An 18,059-nucleotide genomic window follows, 5' to 3' on the forward strand; every position below is an offset into this window, starting at 1 on the left:
TTCTTTGTTGTGGTAAACATTAGAGTAAGGCGTTGCTTATTTTTTTCAATGCTTTCTCAATTCTATACAGTCCCTAGCCAAAAAAACTATTTTTTCCTCAAAAAGTTGTTTACAAGATAAAGAATGTTATGGTTGTAATTCTTGTCCAAAAATCATTGGGTTTGGTGATAAGATATTAAAGCATTCTATTGAGAAAATGCAACAATCCAATTTACGTAGATTAAGTGTGGATCAAGATATACTTAATGATTGGGTAACTATAGGCGAAATTATGATTGGTTGGGGATGTGTACCTGCTGGTCAACGTTCAAGAAGTTCATAACTATTATTTTTTATTAGAAACTTTATATAGAATCTAATGAGTTAGGCTGTTAGTTAATGTTGTGATCATAAAAAAAGAGCTACCAGATTTCTCCAGTAGCTCTTTTTTTATGTTTAAACGCTAACTAAGTTAGATTTATTACACCAAACTATTTACCGCTTCAACCACAGCATCAGTTGTAATACCAAACTCTTTGTATAACTGATCTGCAGGGGCAGATTCGCCATAAGTCGTCATGCCAATGACTTTGCCATCTAGACCAACGAACTTATACCAGTAATCTACATGCGCGGCTTCGACTGCTACACGAGCACGGATATTGGCAGGCAATACCGCTTCACGGTAGCTAGCATCTTGCTCTACAAAGATTTCTGCACATGGCATAGATACCACACGTACGCCAACACCATTTGCGCTCAATGTCTCGTACGCTTCCATCGCTAGGCCAACTTCTGAACCAGTCGCGATGATGATGGCTTTTAGCTCACCTTGTTCTTTTGCCAGTACATAACCACCTTTCGTGATGTTGGCTACTTGCTCGCTATCACGGGCTTGATGCGGCAAGCTTTGACGGCTAAAGATTAACGCTGACGGGTTGTTTTCTGACTTGATTGCTTCTACCCAAGCGCTTGCAGATTCAGTCGCATCACACGGACGCCATGTGCGTAGGTTTGGCGTAGTACGTAGGCTAGTCAATTGCTCAACTGGCTGATGCGTTGGGCCATCTTCACCCAGACCGATAGAGTCATGCGTATAGACATGGATGACGCGCTGCTTCATTAGTGCGCCCATGCGTACCGCGTTACGTGCGTATTCCATAAACATGAGGAACGTTGCTACGTAAGGGATAAAGCCGCCATGCAATGCGATACCATTGGCAATCGCGGTCATACCGAACTCGCGCACGCCATAATAGATATAGTTACCATCAGCGTCTTTTTCGATACCTTTAGCGCCTTTGAATAGCGTTAGGTTTGAGCCAGCTAGATCTGCTGAACCACCTAATAATTCTGGTAATAATGGCTGTAAGGTATTGATGGCGTTTTGACTGGCTTTACGGCTGGCAATATCACCGCCCGCTTCTTGCGTTTGCTGAATATAGGCTTGTGCTTGGTTATCAAAGTCAGCAGGCAAATCACCATTTAGACGGCGTAACAATTCAGACGCCAGTTCAGGATAGGCTTTTTTATACGCGTCAAAGTCAGCTTCCCAGTTCTTTTGCTGTACGTCGCCTTTGGCTTTAGCATCCCACGCTTCATAGATTTCATCAGCTAATTCGAATGGGGCATGCTTCCAAGACAATGCATCACGAGTCAAGGCGATTTCGTCATCACCTAGTGGTGCGCCATGACTGGCTGCTAAGCCTTGTTTGTTCGGGCTACCCGCGCCGATTGTGGTTTTACAAATCAGAAGACTTGGTTTAGTAGTCTCTTTTAGCGCTTGTTCAGTTGCCTGCGTGATCGCATCCGCATCATGACCATCTACTTTGATAACTTGCCAGCCGTATGACTCAAAGCGCGCTTGCGTATCATCTGTGAACCAGCCTTCGACATTACCGTCGATTGAGATACCATTGTCATCATAGAAGAAGACAAGCTTACCAAGACCTAACGTGCCAGCCAATGAGCAAACTTCATGACTGATACCTTCCATCAAGCAACCATCGCCTAAGAATGCATAGGTATTGTGGTCAACGATGTTGTGGCCATCACGATTGAACTGTGCGGCTAAGGTTTTTTCAGCGATAGCAAAACCAACGGCATTGGCAATACCTTGTCCTAGTGGACCAGTCGTGGTTTCGATACCTGGCGTATAACCAAGCTCAGGGTGACCTGGGGTTTTAGAATGCAATTGACGGAAACCTTTCAGATCATCAACGCTGACGTCATAACCAGATAAATGCAGCAATGAGTAAATAAGCATCGAGCCATGACCGTTCGATAATACAAAGCGATCACGGTTGTGCCACTGCGGGTCAGCAGGATTGTGCTTCAAAAACTTGCGCCACAGAACTTCAGCAATATCGGCCATACCCATTGGCGCGCCTGGATGTCCAGAGTTGGCTTTTTGAACCGCATCAAACGACAGTACACGGATGGCATTGGCTAATTTACGTTCGCTAATTGGAGCTGGCATAGAGTGTCCTAGTATTGGGCTAAGAGGAGAGTTTACTCAAAGGAGTATAAGCATAAGGACGACAAATGCGTCCCTAAGTTATAGACTATAAAATCAAAGTGCAATATTAACATATTTGCTATAGGGCTAGCTAAGAATGCGGTGACAAGACCGTTTATATTTAGCAATGACTCACATCAGTTTTGTTAAACCATAAGCAGTGATAGGTTTTGATTTAAGTGATAAGTAACAAGCGGCGAGCGACCTAAACGGCAAGCAGCTCATTACCTACAGATCATTTATTAAACTGAAATAGTCTCAGCACCGCCCATAAACGGACGCAACACTTCTGGAATGGTGATGCTACCATCAGCGTTTTGATGATTTTCCATCACTGCCAATAGTGTACGACCCACTGCCAAGCCTGAACCATTTAGCGTGTGTGCTAAGCTGGTTTGTTTGCCATCTTTGACACGTGTTCCCATACGGCGCGCTTGGAAGTCACCACAGTTAGAGCAGCTTGAGATTTCACGATAGGTATCTTGGCTCGGTAACCATACTTCGATATCATAAGTCTTTTGCGCGGCAAAGCCCATATCACCTGTACATAACTGCACAGTGCGGTATGGCAGATTAAGTTGCTGCAAGATATATTCGGCTTGACCAGTCATTGCTTCTAACAACTCATCAGACTGCTCAGCCGTGGCAATATTGACCATCTCAACTTTTTCAAACTGATGCTGACGGATCAGACCACGAGTATCACGCCCATGAGAGCCCGCCTCACTACGGAAACAAGGCGTATGCGCGGTAAACTTAAGCGGTAATTCACTGATGTCCAAACGCTCGCCACGTACCAAATTGGTCATTGGCACTTCAGCAGTAGGAATGAGATAAAAGTCCATATCTTCGTTATTAGTATGGTTTTTTAGCTTAAATAAATCATCTTCAAACTTTGGCAGCTGCCCCGTACCTTTGAGGCTATCTGAATTCACAATATAAGGCACATAGGTCTCAAGATAGCCGTACTTCATGGTATGGGTATTGAGCATAAATTGAATCAACGCGCGATGCATTTGCGCCAACTGTCCTTTTAGCACATTAAAGCGGCTACCAGTCAGCTTGGTCGCGGCTTCAAAGTCCAGCATGCCAAGTGTCTCGCCAATATAAGTGTGATCTTGAATCTCAAAATCAAACGTACGAGGCGTGCCCCACTTGCGTACTTCTACGTTATCATCTTCTGACGTACCCACTGGCACATCGGCTGCTGGAATATTTGGAATTTGCATAGCAGCTTTGTTAATACGCTCTTGTAGAGTGCGCAGCTCGTCTTCGGCTGTTTTAATCTCACCGCTGACATTCTGCATCTCAGCCAATAGCTCACTGGCATCTTCGCCTGATTTTTTCAAAGCACCCACTTGCTTAGCACCCGCATTACGGCTCGACTGCAACTCTTCGGTTTTGATCTGCAAAGATTTACGTTCTGACTCAACCATTTGCCAAAAATCTATGTCAAGTGCATAGCCACGAGTGGCCAGTTGCTGTTGTAAATCGCTTAAATCGCCGCGTAAGAGTTTTGGATCAATCATAATAGTTGCCTGTAACGCTAGAAGTGAGGAAGAGGTTCGAAAGTGTTATTTTTAAAGATACTGTTTTTAAAGGTACTGTTTTTATCAAAATAAGTGATAGCCGCTATAATACCAAGACACAGCAGATTTGACCATGTTTTGACCTCTGCTGATTGAATTTTCATTTATTACTTTCATTATCCGTAGCCAGTTATATTTGCTTTAAATGCGTCTCTTAAAGTTCAGCTTATCTCAATAAGCCTCGCCCATCTTTATTAAAACCATTAATATCACTTCTATCAACGAACAGAGCGGCTTATATGTTTCATTTAGGGGTACTTTTCGGTAAGATAAGCGCATACCTTTTATTCGACTTCTAGCCAAGTACGACGTAGCTGCTACGTTTTGTCGATTTAAACCCAACACTTTCAATACAAGTATTTGAGAAACCTTTATGGCCTTGTACCCCTATACGCTACAACCTGTCGCCTTAAACCTAACTGAGGCAGAATTTCACCAAGCACAATACGAGCTATTTGCCAGTGCTAGCCCTTCTTTCGGTCTAAAAAGTATCAAAATGAAAGAATGGATCATTATGGCGGTAACCGTGGTACTAGCGATCGCAGGGTTGGTTTTTGTGACAGGCTACTCAACCATTATCTTTTGGCTGATGCTAGTTTCAGTCGTCATTTATTTACTGGTTCGTACCCTTGGCTTTAAATGGTATGTGAAAAGAGAGTTTGACAAGCAAGTGGCCGATCAAGAGATGCCAGACGAGATGCGTCAGATGAAATTGGGCGTACAAAAGCATGGCCTCGTCATGGCGATGCCAGTGAATCAGCCTGACACATTTAATAACAACCAAATGCGCGGTATGCAAATGCGAGCAGGCACGACCCAGCAAGCCGTCATTCCATGGTCAGCTGTCAAAAGCTGGGATGAGACGGACGACTATATCTTTATGATGTTTGAGATGAAAGATCAACAAGGCAGCCAAATTGTGCCAAAGCGCTTAGAAGCACAGAAGTTTCCGATCGATACGGTACGTCAGCATTTGCAAGAAGTTATCCCCGTTAAAGGCTTAAACCCTGAAAACTTACAGCCGCCAGCATAAAATAGTAGAAGACTTCTTTATCACTTATTATATGAGCGATAAAGAAATGAGCAATAAAGAAATGAGCAATAAAAAACACTTTTTACAAAACCAATCATAATTATAAATTTATTGAAATTAACTTATCGATGGTGCTCTGCTATTATAATAGCTATCAGAAGAAAGGTGATAATTGCTCTAAATTACATGAATGTATAGTTATGATTTTAGCTTAAGCTGACGCCATTCTATATGGCAGTTTTATCATACTATTTTCTAAGATTGTTACTTTTTAAGGCTGAAAAGCGTTAATATATTAAAGAGCATAGTAATGCAGCACACGAGTTGCTACACTTCTCATCTTCTTCATTTAATGTTTTATCTCAACACTCAAACTATAAGGATAATATTATGAGTAACGCTACTAATCAAATCGGTCTAGAAAAAGCTGACATGAGCGAAGTCATTGCACAACTAAACAATTTATTATCAACTTATCACGTATTTTATTTAAACGTCCGTGGCTATCACTGGAATGTAAAAGGTGAGCATTTTTTCACTTTGCATCCAAAGTTTGAAGAATTGTATACCGCGCTACAATTACAAATTGATGAAATTGCTGAACGTATCTTAACTTTGGGCGGCACACCGCTGCATGCTTATAGCGATTTTACTCAGCATACTAGCATTCAAGAAGATAAAAACGTCAAAGATGGCAATGCTTGTGTGAAAGGCGTGGTAACTGGTTTACAAGCTTTGATTACAGAGCAGCGTAAAGTATCTGCTCTAGCAGCAGACAGCGAAGATCAAGGGACAGCTGACCTCGTAGATGCCTATGTACAAGAGCAAGAAAAGCTCATCTGGATGTATAACGCCTTTTTGGGTTAATCATTGCTAAAAAAACAGTACATCACTAGGGCGTGTCCTCATTTTAAAAATGGTGATAAAAATGAGATAAATTGCAGTTAAACAAGGAAGATAGCGCTGTTAATATCGAGATATTGATAAGCTATTTGACGATGTTTAACAAAATTTAGCCATTTTTAGCCCATTTAGAGAGTAATTGATTGAATTGAGGACACGCCCTAAAATCTAGATCATAAAAAAGCACCTACTTTAGGTGCTTTTTTTGTACTTGCTATTGCTAATGAAACCTTACTTTTGCATCCATTGACGCATTTTTTCGCGCTCAGCAGGCGTGGATTGTAACCAAATTTGCATAAATTGATCTAAGGTATTAGCAGATGAATTAACGCTAGTGGTTTGCTTAGTAGTCGCTACCGTACCCGTATTCACATTTGGTTGATCTAATGCGGCAATCGCACGCTGATTCTGTAGCTCTGCATCACCTGCTCCGCCAAACACACCGCCGAACGCCTTGCCTAAGCCTGATAACAATCCACCTTGATTACCAGCGATACCTTGCTGACTTGCAATCACAGTATTGTTTTTCTGTACTGCCAGTATCGGACGCTTGGCATATTCTTTAGCTGCTGCATACTCTTCTGGCTGATTCGGCATGGTCAGACGATAGGTTTGATTGTCCGCCAATTCTGCCGTCACGCTCACATTACCCGAACGCAAATAATCATGCTCATCACGGCGCAAATCGTATAAGCGATCATACTTCGCAGTAATCACATGTTGACCCGGCTGAAGCGTGAACTTTTTAGTCAATGGTTGAAAAGCGCTCTGCTGCACTTCTTGCCCATTGATAGCCGTGACTTTGATATGGTCATCAACCAGTAGCGTTACTTCGGCATGCGACAGCATAGAGACAGAGCCTGCACCAATAAGCAACGTGCTGATGGTCAGTTTTTTTAGCAAAGAAACATTGGATTTCATAAGTGATTCCATTAATAGTGAAAACGTTTTGGCAATAGTAAAAGCGCTTTGGATAAAAGACTTTAGTTTTTAATGCTAAAAATCGAGTGGCATCGTATGTTGATCTTGTTCCGCTGAATCGTTATCTACTTGTGTCTCTTGCGCAATATCAGCAAGCTCTGCTGCTAGTGTCTGCTCATCAATGGTACGCAATGCGTCAGTGATGACTGCTTTGGATATATTGCTACGCCCAAGGTTCGAAAACATCGGCTGAATATAATTGAGTACTTCCATCATCGCACCGATGCGATGTGGTCCTTCAGTAAGCAAATAATCAATAATTCGATCATCAAACTGCCAACCACGTCGACGCAAGATAGATTGTAATAACGCCTGACGGTCAGCTAAGTCATGACCATTGGGTACTTTAAACGTAGGTGCTTGTGCCAAACGAGTCAGTAAATCCCTCAATTGAAAGGGCAAATCACCAGCAGGCTTATTGGCTGCAAACAACAATTGACGCTGACCTTCACGACTGCGATTAATCAAATGAAATAAGGCTTCTTGCCATTGACTGCTTTGCTCCAGCACCTCTAGATCATCGATCGCGATTAGATCGAAGTTTTCTAGAGAGGAGAGGACGTGCACATCGGTATGAATCAACTCATTGAGTGACAAACAAATCGCTGACTTGTCCATCTCAATAAATGACTCACAGATAGCGGATAATAAGTGCGACTTGCCCGTAGCAGGACTGCCAAATAGGTACAGCTGACCGATCAGGCCGACATGTAGTTGCCGCACTGCATCAATAATCGACATCCAACCAGGACCGGCGAAGTCACTTAGACTTGCATCATGCTTAATGTCCAGATTGAGACTTAGCTGTGCTTCTGCCATGAATCATCAACTCGTTTTGCGTAATGCAATAAATAAAAGGATAAATTATTAATAACTGTTTTTGAGATGCTCTTATACTACCTGATATAAACTTGCTGCGTTAGCATCTCGTTATTTTAATCAGGAATATATCTGAGAATCACCTAATCAAAAGTCATCTTGTTAACGACCAACTGGATAACGGCTGATACTGTCAATACTGCGCCTATATATAACATATTTGCAAAATGACTGACAAGTCTTTTACCTATTAAGCCTTATCCATCGCTGTTTATCTCTCACACCATTCACTATTAATCCCCCATGATTCTATCAATGTAACGATAAAATACTTACCTCTTCTCAAACAAAGCCAATTGCTTACGACCTTTATAAAAATCTGTCGAACGATAGTAGATGTATAAATGGCGAAACAGTACATTAAGCACGGCAGAGACAGGCAAAGCAATTAGCATACCAACAAAACCCAATAAGCTTGCGCCTGCCAATACGGCAAAAATCACCCAAAGCGGCGATAGACCTATCTTATCACCCAATAGTAACGGCTGTAGAATATAACCTTCTGCGGCTTGCCCAACTAAAAACGCTCCGACGATCAGCGACAAATACGTCCAATTTAGCCCAAACTGGAACAGGCAGGCGATAATGGCAGCGATAAAACCAATGCCAAAACCCAAATAAGGAACAAAGCTAGCAATACCGGCAACCATACCAATAATCAGCCCAAGCTCAAGCCCAATAAGCTGTAATTGCACTGCATAAATCGCACCCAATAATACCATCACCAATAGCTGACCTTTGATAAATGCCATCAATGCAAGGTCACACTCTCGAGCAATTTGAATGACTTTTTTGCTATACGCAGCGGGAATCGCCAGCTTCCATGTCTGCAGACGCTGATCCCAATTGAACAAAAAATAAAAGGTTAAAATCGGTACTAGCACAATGAGTCCAGCATTATTGATGAAGTTCATGCTCGACACCAATATTTGGTTCATCATGGTACTGGCATCTTCAAACTTATAATTGGTCTGCATGTATTCAACCAATGTCTCAGAAAACCCTTTAGACTCCAACTCTGGCAGATTGATACGACTGTTGTTAACGAACCATTCGCGTACGACTTCATTATACCAAGTTAAGACCTTAGGCAGATACTCCCACGCCGCTTGCAACTGATGCCACAAGGTCGGTATCAACCACCAAAGCAGTAGCACCATTCCTAAAGTGATGGTGGAGTAGACAATGATAATCGCCATCCAGCGTTTGATATACTTCGATAAGCGTTTGACCAGCGGATTGAACAAGTAAGCCAATACGAAAGCAAAGACAAACGGTATAATGACTGGCATCATCAAATACAGTAACAATATACCCACCACCATCGCAACGACAATAAATAAGCGCCGAAAAAAAGGATCTATTGGTTGGTTCATCATGACAAGGAATCCTATGATTAGGCTGATTTAAGATGGAAGTATAATTGAAAGAAATGATACGTCTTATCGTACAATAACGGTGTAATAGCGAACTGTTATCGACAATAAATTTAGCGTTCCATTATCGCAGAGTACAGCAAAAAATCCGTCATTTTTTGTTTCTTAACTTTTTATTTACCACTTAAAGTCAGTCTTCGTGAAATATCCGCCAAATATCCGCAAGTTGCTTTGCGAGTAAGGGTCATTTTTGGGTATAATGCGCGCACTATATTCAGAATTAACACGACCAACTCGATTTTCTACTGACAGACCTTCATTCCCTATAAAATTTGTGAGATGACCATGAGTAACAAGCCTTCTTTAAGCTACAAAGATGCTGGTGTTGATATTGATGCTGGCGATGCGTTGGTACAACGTATTAAATCAGTGGCAAAAGCCACCTCTCGCCCTGAGGTTGTGGGCGGACTTGGCGGCTTTGGAGCGCTTTGTCGTATACCAACTGGTTACACCTCTCCTCTACTCGTGTCGGGCACTGACGGCGTCGGTACTAAGCTCAAGCTGGCGTTACAGCTGAATCGTCATGACACTATCGGCATTGATTTAGTCGCCATGTGCGTCAACGATTTATTGGTTTGCGGTGCAGAGCCTTTATTTTTCTTAGACTATTATGCAACTGGCAAGCTTGATATTGATGTAGCAGCGACTGTGGTCACTGGTATTGGTGAAGGCTGTAAGCTATCAAACTGTGCTCTGATCGGCGGCGAAACGGCTGAGATGCCAGGTATGTATCAAGACGACGATTATGACTTGGCAGGCTTTTGTGTCGGTGTGGTTGAAGAAGCGGAAGTCATCACTGGCGAAAATGTCGCGGAAGGCGATGTATTGATCGCTCTTGCCTCAAGTGGTGCACACTCAAACGGTTATTCATTGGTGCGTAAAGTCATCGAAGTCAGCGGCATTGATGTGACTACTAGCGATGAGCAATTAGACGGTCAGCCTATCCAAGACGCGTTAATGGCTCCTACTCGCATCTATGTTAAAGCGATTAAAGCGCTACAAGATACTTTTGGTAGCTCAGCGCTGCATGCAATGTCACACATCACCGGTGGCGGCTTAACCGATAATTTACCACGTGTATTACCAGAGAATTTAGCTGCTAGTATTGATACGGCTAGCTGGCAGTTCTCAGAGCTATTCACTTGGTTACAAACCCAAGGAAATATTGAACAAAGCGAGATGTACCGCACCTTTAACTGCGGCGTTGGTTTTGTCATTGTCGTGCCTAAAGATAAAGCAGATGCGGCCATTAGCACTTTAAATGAGGCTGGTGAAAAAGCGTGGAAATTAGGCGAAATGGTGAAGCGTGAAGCGGATGCTGTGGTGTACCGTTAATGTCAGAAATATCGTTAATATCAACCAATACACGCCAAGACAGTAAGCCTTTGCGCATTGCTGTCTTAGTATCTGGTAGTGGTAGCAACTTGCAAGTATTAATCGATGCCATGCAAGCTGGCGCACTGCCAATTGAGATTGTTGGCGTCATTAGTAACCGTGAGGATGCTTATGCCATCACCCGTGCAAAAGACGCTGACATTCCAGTGGCAGTATTGTCACATGTTGCTAGCGGCAAACGCATGGGAATCAAGACTTTTGAGACTCATGCCAGCGAGCAATTAAGCGCATGGCAGCCTGACTTAATTGTCTTGGCAGGGTTTATGCGTATCTTGAGTGCAGATTTTATCGATAATGCACCAGCGCCGATGATTAATTTGCATCCCTCTTTGCTACCTGTCTATAAAGGCCTTGATACCCATCAGCGTGCGATACAAGCAGGTGAGCGACATCATGGCTGTAGTATTCATGTCGTCACCGCTGAGCTCGACGCGGGTACTGTTTTGACCCAAGCGCTGTTAGAGATACATCAACAAGACACTGCCGATAGTTTGCAAGCACGCGTGCAAAAGCTTGAGCATCAATTGCTCCCTTGGACGATTTTATTATTGGCCAAAGGCGCACTCTCGCTAGATCATGCTCAAGCATCCAATCAACAAAGTATGTCTTTACCAACGCTACCGTTAAAACTATATTTGAACGACTGAGTAAATAGCGACAGTCACAAATTATCAGGCACCAACTGTCACACTTAAACTCTTTGCATAAAAAAGCCCAGTCACTCAATGAATGACTGGGCTTTCTAATAGCTACCTTTAAAATATTCTAAAGCATATTAATCCCGAAGACGTCAGCTATTATTGACTTTTATGAACATGTAGCCCTTTAATATTTACAAATTCTTTGATACCAAAACCGCCATGCTCGCGACCATGACCTGAGTTCTTCACTCCACCAAATGGCAACGCTGGATTTGCAAGACCGTAACCATTGATGTAGACCATACCCGTATCAAACTCTTCACGCGCTAGGCGAATGGCTTTGTCTTCGTCTTTAGAGAAGATAGCACCGCCCAAACCGTAGCGACTGTCATTGGCAATGCGTAATGCATCATCTTGGTCTTTGGCTCGTATTAATGAGGCGACAGGACCAAATAACTCGTCATCATAGGCAGGTTGTCCTTTTTCGACATTCTCCAAGATAGTAGCTGGATAAAAACTGCCTTTACCTTCTGGCAATTGACCACCAACAGCAATTGTTGCGCCTTTTGCCACACTGTCTTCTACTTGCTCATGCAATTTTTCTTGTAAATCTTTGCGGGCTAACGGACCAAGATCAGAGCCATCATCCATCGGATCGCCAAATTTAGCATCTGCAAATTTTTTGACAATGCGTTCACGAAAATCATCGTATAAGCTATCAACGACGATAAAGCGCTTAGCAGCGACACAAGTTTCACCATTATTAATGAGACGCGCTTGGGTACAAGTTTCTACCGCTAACTCTACATCAGCATCTTCTAAGACAATAAAGGCATCGTTTGAGCCTAATTCTAGCACCACTTTTTTAATAGCTTTTGCTGCTTGCTGACCCACAATGCTACCAGCGCCGTCGCTACCTGTCAGTGTGACACCGCGCACTTTGTCATGACCGATTAATGCTTCTGATTGGTCGTGATCGATTAAAATCGTACGGAACAAGTCGTTTGGTAACTCTGACTCATGGAAGATTTTTTCGATTAACAAGCCTGAACCAGTCACGTTTGACGCGTGCTTGAGTAAAATACTATTACCTGCCATCAAATTTGCGATGGTATAACGGAATACTTGGTAAGCAGGAAAGTTCCATGGCTGCATTCCATAAATGACACCGATAGGCTGATAGGTCACAATACCTTTCTTCAAGCCTTCAATATCACGTTCATCGTCAGCAAGTGCAGCCACCCCTTTTTCTGCGGTATAGTCGCAAATTGCTTTACACAAATCTATTTCTTGCAAACTCTGACTATAGAGCTTACCACGCTCCTCAGTCATGAGTTTAGACAACTCTTCTTTATACTTGAGCAATGTCTCACCGATAGAATTGATGACTTTTGCACGCGCTTCATGGCTGGTTTTACGCCACTCAGTAAATGCTTGGTGCGAGGATTCAACAATCTTGTTCACCTCATCATTACTCATGTAATTATATTCTTTGATCGCTTCACCCGTTGCTGGGTTTATAGTAGTAATATCTGCCATGATTATCATCCTTATTTATTAAACTATTTTATTGGTTTGAAAATTGATCGCTTCAATATCTGAAAACTTAGAAACAAATAAACCAAGAGTGGTCATTTTTATAAACATATCTGGTTAAATTGAACAACTTCATCAACGATTTTATGAAATTCGATACTGTCGTATAACTTAACAATAGGCTATGTATTTATCTTTTTTCTTAAAGAAAATTCATCATAGCAAAATGTACAACGAGTAGTTTTACAAGTTATAAAGAAGTGTTCGTAAGATGTTAAGAATGTGACTGACCGATTTATTAGGTCAAAATCTTGGACGAGATTTTTCAGTAAAATTACGCCAATAAAAAACCAGCGCTTGGGCTGGTTTAATAAATAAGCAATTGATAACCAAAAATAAATGGCTTAAAACAAATGATTCATCACAGGAATTTCTTGGGGTGGATTTTCTTCTTCGTCAACAATTTGACGAGCCACATGCATGATAAGCTGACGCAACCAACGATGGGCGGGATGATGCTGCAACAAAGGCGACCACGCCATTGTTAGCTCAAATTCAGGGATAAAAAATGGTGGCTCGACCATCATGATACTGTCGTTATTAGCCTGCATTTTTGCTACACGCGTAGGCAAAGTTGCAACCAAATCTTTATTGGCTGCAAGCATGGCTGGCATTTGATAGTGGCGGGTAAAAACACTGATTTGACGTTTTTGACCTAAACGTTGCAGTGCTTGATCAATTGAACCTAGGCCACCAGATTTTTCTGGATTGACACCAAATCCCACACCCATACCCGTTTTAGAGACCCAAACGTGCTGCGCCTTAAGATAATTTTTTAGATTAAAGCGATGAGCATAAGGACTGTCAGAGGACAATAGGCAGCTAAAGGTATCACGCCAGACCAAAACTTGGTGGAAGCTTTGCGGAATTTCATTAAAGCGGTTGATCGCTAAATCCACTCGCCCCTGCTCCATATCACGATATGAGACGTCCGATGGCGTTAAGAAATCTAAGATGACATTTGGTGCCTCTGAACGCAATGCTTTGACCAATTTTGGTACCAGTGTCGCTTCAGCATAGTCTGAGGTCATGATGCGAAAAACGCGCGAGGTACTATAAGGACGAAATTCTGTGCGTGGCTCTAATACTTGTGTCAAATCCGCCAGTATTTCACGGATACGAGGTTGCAACTCCAAAGCGCGTTCAGTCGGCGTCATGCCTTCGGATGAGCGTACCAGCAATGGATCATTAAATAGCTTACGTAGCCGGCGCAAAATATTACTCATGGCAGGTTGGGTAATGCCAAGCTGCTCAGCTGCACGAGTGACGTTTTTTTCTCGTAACAACACATCTAGATGTACCAATAAATTTAAATCTACCCGCTGCAAATTCATATATGTCTCTTTACCTTAAAATAAATACCACTACAAACGCGGCGTTTTTTGCCCTGTTATTTAGTATAAATCATCTATCACAGCATGAAATAAGGACAATTTTATATTAATTATTTTGATATACGCTTATTATAACTGAAATCATTCATCATAAGTCATTGTTTTATATGTACTATCATAAAATTAAATACCCAAGATAATAATCATAAACTAGATAAATCAAGGCAACCTAGTTATAGTGGCTAGCAAGCGCTTAATCAGTCCTTGTTTAATGTTAGGTAGTCGCCGTGCGTTTTGATGGATTGACTACCACAGGTATTTTATCGCATTTTCATGCGGAAATACGGACATAACATTTATTACGCAAACTTAATTTTTTGCTCTCATTTATTTTTAAGCTTGAATTAGTAGTTGGCACTTTTTAGGGCAATAAGCACTTTAACAGTCAAAAAAGGCTTATAAAAAAGCGCATTTAACCTAAAACAAAAGACCCAATAATAAAAGCTGACCAATTCGACAGGTTTTATTTGCTTTTATCATAATTTTCTTATAGTTTAGTAGAGATTGCTAACGCACAAGGTTTATATTTTAGATTTTTACTTCTGCCAGCATCTTTCTACATATATCAAAATTACCTCAATACTTGTAATTTTCTAAGTAACTAATTTTCACCACCCCAAGGAGACATAGATGTCAACTGCATATAAATCAGCGATCGACTTAGTACGTGAATTAAAGCAAAAGCACGGTAACTGGCAGAATATCAGCGAAACCGATGCGGCACGTATGATGTCACAAAACCGTTTTAAAACGGGCTTAGATATCGCCAAATATACTGCAAAAATCATGCGTCAAGACATGGAAGACTATGACAATGATACGTCTCAGTACACGCAGTCTTTAGGTGCATGGCATGGTTTTGTGGCTCAACAAACCATGTACGCTAAGAAAAAATATTTCGGTACTACGTCTAAAACTTACATCTATCTATCAGGTTGGATGGTTGCAGCCCTTCGCTCTGAGTTTGGTCCTCTTCCTGACCAGTCTATGCATGAAAAAACCTCTGTACCTAAGCTAATCGAAGAAATCTACACCTTCTTACGTCAAGCTGATGCTAAAGTATTGAACGACTACTTCCGTGAGCTAAACGCTGCAGAAGAAGCGGGTCAAGATACCTCAGCCATCCTAGAAAAAATCGAAAACTTTGATTCACATGTTGTGCCAATCATTGCTGACATCGATGCAGGTTTCGGTAACGAAGAAGCCACTTACTTGCTAACTAAGCAAATGATTGAAGCTGGTGCTTGTGCTATTCAGGTTGAAAACCAAGTATCTGACGCGAAACAATGTGGTCACCAAGCGGGTAAAGTCACTGTACCGCATGAAGACTATATAGCAAAAATCAACGCTATTCGTTATGCTTTCTTAGAGCTTGGTGTTGAAGACGGCGTTATCGTTGCTCGTACTGACTCTGAAGGCGCGTCACTAACGCAAAAAATCCCAGTATCAAATGAGCCAGGCGATCTTGCTTCTCAGTACATTGATTTTATCGAGATGGAAGAAGTCACGCTAGAAAACGCCAAAGAGAACGACAGCTTGCTTAAGCATAACGGCAAACTAGTACGTCCAGTTCGTCTTCAAAATGGTCTATATCAATTCCGTGAAGAAACGAACATCGACCGTGTCGTACTTGACTGTGTAACGGCTCTAGAAAATGGCGCGGATCTACTATGGATCGAAACACCGACTCCAGACGTCGCACACATCAAAATGATGGTTGATCGTATTAAAGAGCAACAGCCAAAAGCTAAGCTTGTATACAATAACAGCCCATCGTTCAACTGGACACTGAACTTCCGTAAGCAAATCATCGCTCAGTGGGAAGAAGAAGGCAAAGACCTATCTGCCTACAATAAAGATGACTTGATGAGTGCGGATTACGATGGTACTGAACTTGATACCGCAGCTGACGAAGCGGCTAGAAACTTCCAACGTGATGCGTCACGTGAAGCAGGTGTATTCCATCACTTAATCACGCTACCTACTTATCACACCACTGCGCTTAGCGTGCATGAGCTTGCTAAAGGCTACTTCGGTGAAGATGGTATGCTTGCTTATGCTGCTGGCGTGCAACGTAAAGAAATCCGTGAAGGCATCGCTTGTGTGAAGCATCAAGCAATGGCTGGTTCTGACCTTGGTGATGATCACAAAGAGATCTTCTCAGGTGAAAACGCCCTTAAAGCTGGCGGCGGCAAGAACACGATGAACCAGTTCTAATCACCGACCACTTATAAGTACATCTCGTAAGCACCAGTTATAGAGAAAGCCGTCCTATCTTGTAGGGCGGCTTTTTTATGTCTGCTTATTTGCACTCTATTATTGTAAGATTTTGAGCATTGTGAGCTTGTTAATTCTTAATTTGAGTGATTATTATCCTTATTATCAGTCTCTTTCATATTGTTAATGTTATCCTCTATCTGACTGCTCTGTATACCGACTGAATTATGACTTTTTGAATTTTCACCCATCAGCTCACGCTTCATATTTTTTATACGGGGATCATGTTTAAAAAATTTACGATAGATTGCTTTTATCATTCTATAAATTAGATAAAAAATACCGCCAAGTACAAGCAGCCACCACAGTTGTATCAATCCAAGCGCTACTGATCTAAGTATCTCCCAGCCATCTTTAAATGCTTGACCCACTTGACTACTAAAACTTGGTTGCTCAGCATCTAATAGCACATCCAGATTTTGTGTGGTTTCTTTATAACTGATATCTGGCTGCATAAAGGTCAGGTTAATGGTGCTATATTGAACTTTATCAGCGATAGCAAGTTGCTCAAGCTTGGCAAGCTCTTGCTGACGACGTGCCGCATAAGTCGCGGTAATAGCATCAACATTGCTGCCTTGGTCTTTATCATTTTTACTACTCAGGCGTTCTTGGCTAAGCTCGCTTGCCATATCACTATTTAGCTGGCTCGCTAGCTGTTCACGATAAATATCTAATGTCACATCTTGAGCACTAAACTGCTGCCCATTTAAAAATGCGACTTGCTGTTGTAATTGCGCTAGGAACTTACTGACATTGGCGCGAGGAATACGAACCGTCATGTCAGCTTGACGAGTGTAGGTTGTAATCGTGATATTTTTATTGCCTTGTACAAAGGTTCGACTATCACGTGGATGATTACTAATATTGCTAAGTGCCACATAACCAGCTTGTTGCCGTGTCAAACTCTCAATAGCATCACTAGTTTTGACGACATCTTCAACTTTAAAATCAGCACTGGCAGTTATCAATAGCGCTTTGCCCGCAATTTTAATGTCTGCTGCCTGACTACCAAGGGTCTGTTCACTAGTGCTCGATAGGTTTGCAACCTCTAAGCCATCGGATGCGTTATCGACTGCCACATCTGACATAATGCCGACCATCTCCCCTTCTGTAGCGTCTGCAACTTCTTCGGTTGCCACTGCTGTCAGATCTGCGCTGCTTTCTGCATATTCAGAAGAGCTATCGCAGCCGCCTATCAATAACATAGACCCAAGCATTATTGGTAGACATAAAACTGATGGAAACAAGGCTTTAGGCAGTAATATTGCATGAGACTGCTGAATGTCATACTTCTTTTGATTGCATTGCGTCATTATTTTATAATCCGGCATTTTATGAGATATGGTAAACATATTGGATAAAAATATTTTAGCTTTTATTATAAAGCCAACCACCTTTATCCTACTTTTGTTTAATAATTAACGTTAATTATAATGAT

At 41.9% G+C, this 18,059-nt stretch carries 13 protein-coding genes; 5 read left to right on the top strand and 8 right to left on the bottom strand.

Going from position 1 to position 18,059, the window contains the following annotated elements:
* Window positions 1–460: 460 nt before the first annotated feature.
* Both tkt and serS read right to left on the bottom strand, forming a co-directional pair.
* Window positions 461–2,458: a transketolase gene (tkt, locus tag JMX82_RS08295; protein ID WP_201540174.1), complete on the bottom strand. Its 1,998-nt coding sequence runs from the start codon at window positions 2,456–2,458 to the stop codon at window positions 461–463.
* A gap of 281 nt (window positions 2,459–2,739) precedes the next feature.
* Window positions 2,740–4,026, bottom strand: a complete 1,287-nt coding sequence (gene serS / locus JMX82_RS08300; RefSeq protein WP_201540175.1) for a serine--tRNA ligase — start codon at window positions 4,024–4,026, stop codon at window positions 2,740–2,742.
* A gap of 433 nt (window positions 4,027–4,459) precedes the next feature.
* Here serS and JMX82_RS08305 point away from each other — a divergent pair, with 433 nt between their 5' ends.
* Both JMX82_RS08305 and JMX82_RS08310 read left to right on the top strand, forming a co-directional pair.
* Window positions 4,460–5,119 carry a YcxB family protein gene (locus JMX82_RS08305; protein ID WP_201540176.1) on the top strand — a complete coding sequence of 220 codons (660 nt, stop codon included), beginning with the start codon at window positions 4,460–4,462 and terminating at the stop codon, window positions 5,117–5,119.
* Window positions 5,120–5,509: 390 nt separating this feature from the next.
* Window positions 5,510–5,986, top strand: a complete 477-nt coding sequence (locus JMX82_RS08310) for a Dps family protein (protein WP_045453127.1) — start codon at window positions 5,510–5,512, stop codon at window positions 5,984–5,986.
* A 267-nt stretch (window positions 5,987–6,253) separates the two neighbouring features.
* Here JMX82_RS08310 and JMX82_RS08315 read toward each other — a convergent pair whose 3' ends face one another.
* The 3 genes from JMX82_RS08315 to JMX82_RS08325 form a co-directional block, all read right to left on the bottom strand.
* A complete protein-coding gene (locus JMX82_RS08315; RefSeq protein WP_201540177.1) occupies window positions 6,254–6,943 on the bottom strand; it encodes a DUF2057 family protein in 690 nt (229 codons plus the stop codon).
* Between the two features lie 75 nt (window positions 6,944–7,018).
* Window positions 7,019–7,822, bottom strand: a complete 804-nt coding sequence (hda, locus tag JMX82_RS08320) for a DnaA regulatory inactivator Hda (RefSeq protein ID WP_060491634.1) — start codon at window positions 7,820–7,822, stop codon at window positions 7,019–7,021.
* A gap of 332 nt (window positions 7,823–8,154) precedes the next feature.
* Window positions 8,155–9,261 (bottom strand): AI-2E family transporter, encoded by a 1,107-nt coding sequence (locus JMX82_RS08325; protein WP_201540178.1) that lies wholly within the window; start codon window positions 9,259–9,261, stop codon window positions 8,155–8,157.
* Window positions 9,262–9,603: 342 nt separating this feature from the next.
* Between JMX82_RS08325 and purM the strand changes: the two genes are divergently transcribed.
* Window positions 9,604–10,653 (top strand): phosphoribosylformylglycinamidine cyclo-ligase, encoded by a 1,050-nt coding sequence (gene purM, locus JMX82_RS08330; RefSeq protein ID WP_201540179.1) that lies wholly within the window; start codon window positions 9,604–9,606, stop codon window positions 10,651–10,653.
* Window positions 10,653–11,360 (top strand): phosphoribosylglycinamide formyltransferase, encoded by a 708-nt coding sequence (gene purN, locus JMX82_RS08335; RefSeq protein WP_201540180.1) that lies wholly within the window; start codon window positions 10,653–10,655, stop codon window positions 11,358–11,360. The genes purM and purN overlap by 1 nt, the downstream gene beginning before the upstream one ends.
* Before the next feature lie 150 nt (window positions 11,361–11,510).
* Here purN and JMX82_RS08340 read toward each other — a convergent pair whose 3' ends face one another.
* Together JMX82_RS08340 and JMX82_RS08345 are read right to left on the bottom strand one after the other, a co-directional pair.
* Window positions 11,511–12,893, bottom strand: coding sequence for an NAD-dependent succinate-semialdehyde dehydrogenase (locus tag JMX82_RS08340; protein ID WP_201540181.1), 1,383 nt, complete (start codon window positions 12,891–12,893; stop codon window positions 11,511–11,513).
* Window positions 12,894–13,294: 401 nt separating this feature from the next.
* Window positions 13,295–14,284, bottom strand: a complete 990-nt coding sequence (locus JMX82_RS08345) for a LysR family transcriptional regulator (protein WP_045444529.1) — start codon at window positions 14,282–14,284, stop codon at window positions 13,295–13,297.
* A 690-nt stretch (window positions 14,285–14,974) separates the two neighbouring features.
* Here JMX82_RS08345 and JMX82_RS08350 point away from each other — a divergent pair.
* Window positions 14,975–16,561, top strand: a complete 1,587-nt coding sequence (locus JMX82_RS08350) for an isocitrate lyase (RefSeq protein WP_045444527.1) — start codon at window positions 14,975–14,977, stop codon at window positions 16,559–16,561.
* A 137-nt stretch (window positions 16,562–16,698) separates the two neighbouring features.
* Here JMX82_RS08350 and JMX82_RS08355 read toward each other — a convergent pair whose 3' ends face one another.
* On the bottom strand, window positions 16,699–17,934 hold the full coding sequence (locus tag JMX82_RS08355) for a DUF4349 domain-containing protein (RefSeq protein WP_201540182.1): 1,236 nt from the start codon (window positions 17,932–17,934) through the stop codon (window positions 16,699–16,701).
* Window positions 17,935–18,059: the final 125 nt, after the last annotated feature.

This window comes from Psychrobacter sp. 1044 (assembly GCF_904846525.1).
Lineage (GTDB): Bacteria > Pseudomonadota > Gammaproteobacteria > Pseudomonadales > Moraxellaceae > Psychrobacter.

Coding starts and splice junctions, on each gene's coding strand:
- tkt (WP_201540174.1), bottom strand. CDS start 2,458: ATGCCAGCTCCAATTAGCGAACGTAAATTAGCCAATGCCATCCGTGTA.
- serS (WP_201540175.1), bottom strand. CDS start 4,026: ATGATTGATCCAAAACTCTTACGCGGCGATTTAAGCGATTTACAACAG.
- JMX82_RS08305 (WP_201540176.1), top strand. CDS start 4,460: ATGGCCTTGTACCCCTATACGCTACAACCTGTCGCCTTAAACCTAACT.
- JMX82_RS08310 (WP_045453127.1), top strand. CDS start 5,510: ATGAGTAACGCTACTAATCAAATCGGTCTAGAAAAAGCTGACATGAGC.
- JMX82_RS08315 (WP_201540177.1), bottom strand. CDS start 6,943: ATGAAATCCAATGTTTCTTTGCTAAAAAAACTGACCATCAGCACGTTG.
- hda (WP_060491634.1), bottom strand. CDS start 7,822: ATGGCAGAAGCACAGCTAAGTCTCAATCTGGACATTAAGCATGATGCA.
- JMX82_RS08325 (WP_201540178.1), bottom strand. CDS start 9,261: ATGATGAACCAACCAATAGATCCTTTTTTTCGGCGCTTATTTATTGTC.
- purM (WP_201540179.1), top strand. CDS start 9,604: ATGAGTAACAAGCCTTCTTTAAGCTACAAAGATGCTGGTGTTGATATT.
- purN (WP_201540180.1), top strand. CDS start 10,653: ATGTCAGAAATATCGTTAATATCAACCAATACACGCCAAGACAGTAAG.
- JMX82_RS08340 (WP_201540181.1), bottom strand. CDS start 12,893: ATGGCAGATATTACTACTATAAACCCAGCAACGGGTGAAGCGATCAAA.
- JMX82_RS08345 (WP_045444529.1), bottom strand. CDS start 14,284: ATGAATTTGCAGCGGGTAGATTTAAATTTATTGGTACATCTAGATGTG.
- JMX82_RS08350 (WP_045444527.1), top strand. CDS start 14,975: ATGTCAACTGCATATAAATCAGCGATCGACTTAGTACGTGAATTAAAG.
- JMX82_RS08355 (WP_201540182.1), bottom strand. CDS start 17,934: ATGACGCAATGCAATCAAAAGAAGTATGACATTCAGCAGTCTCATGCA.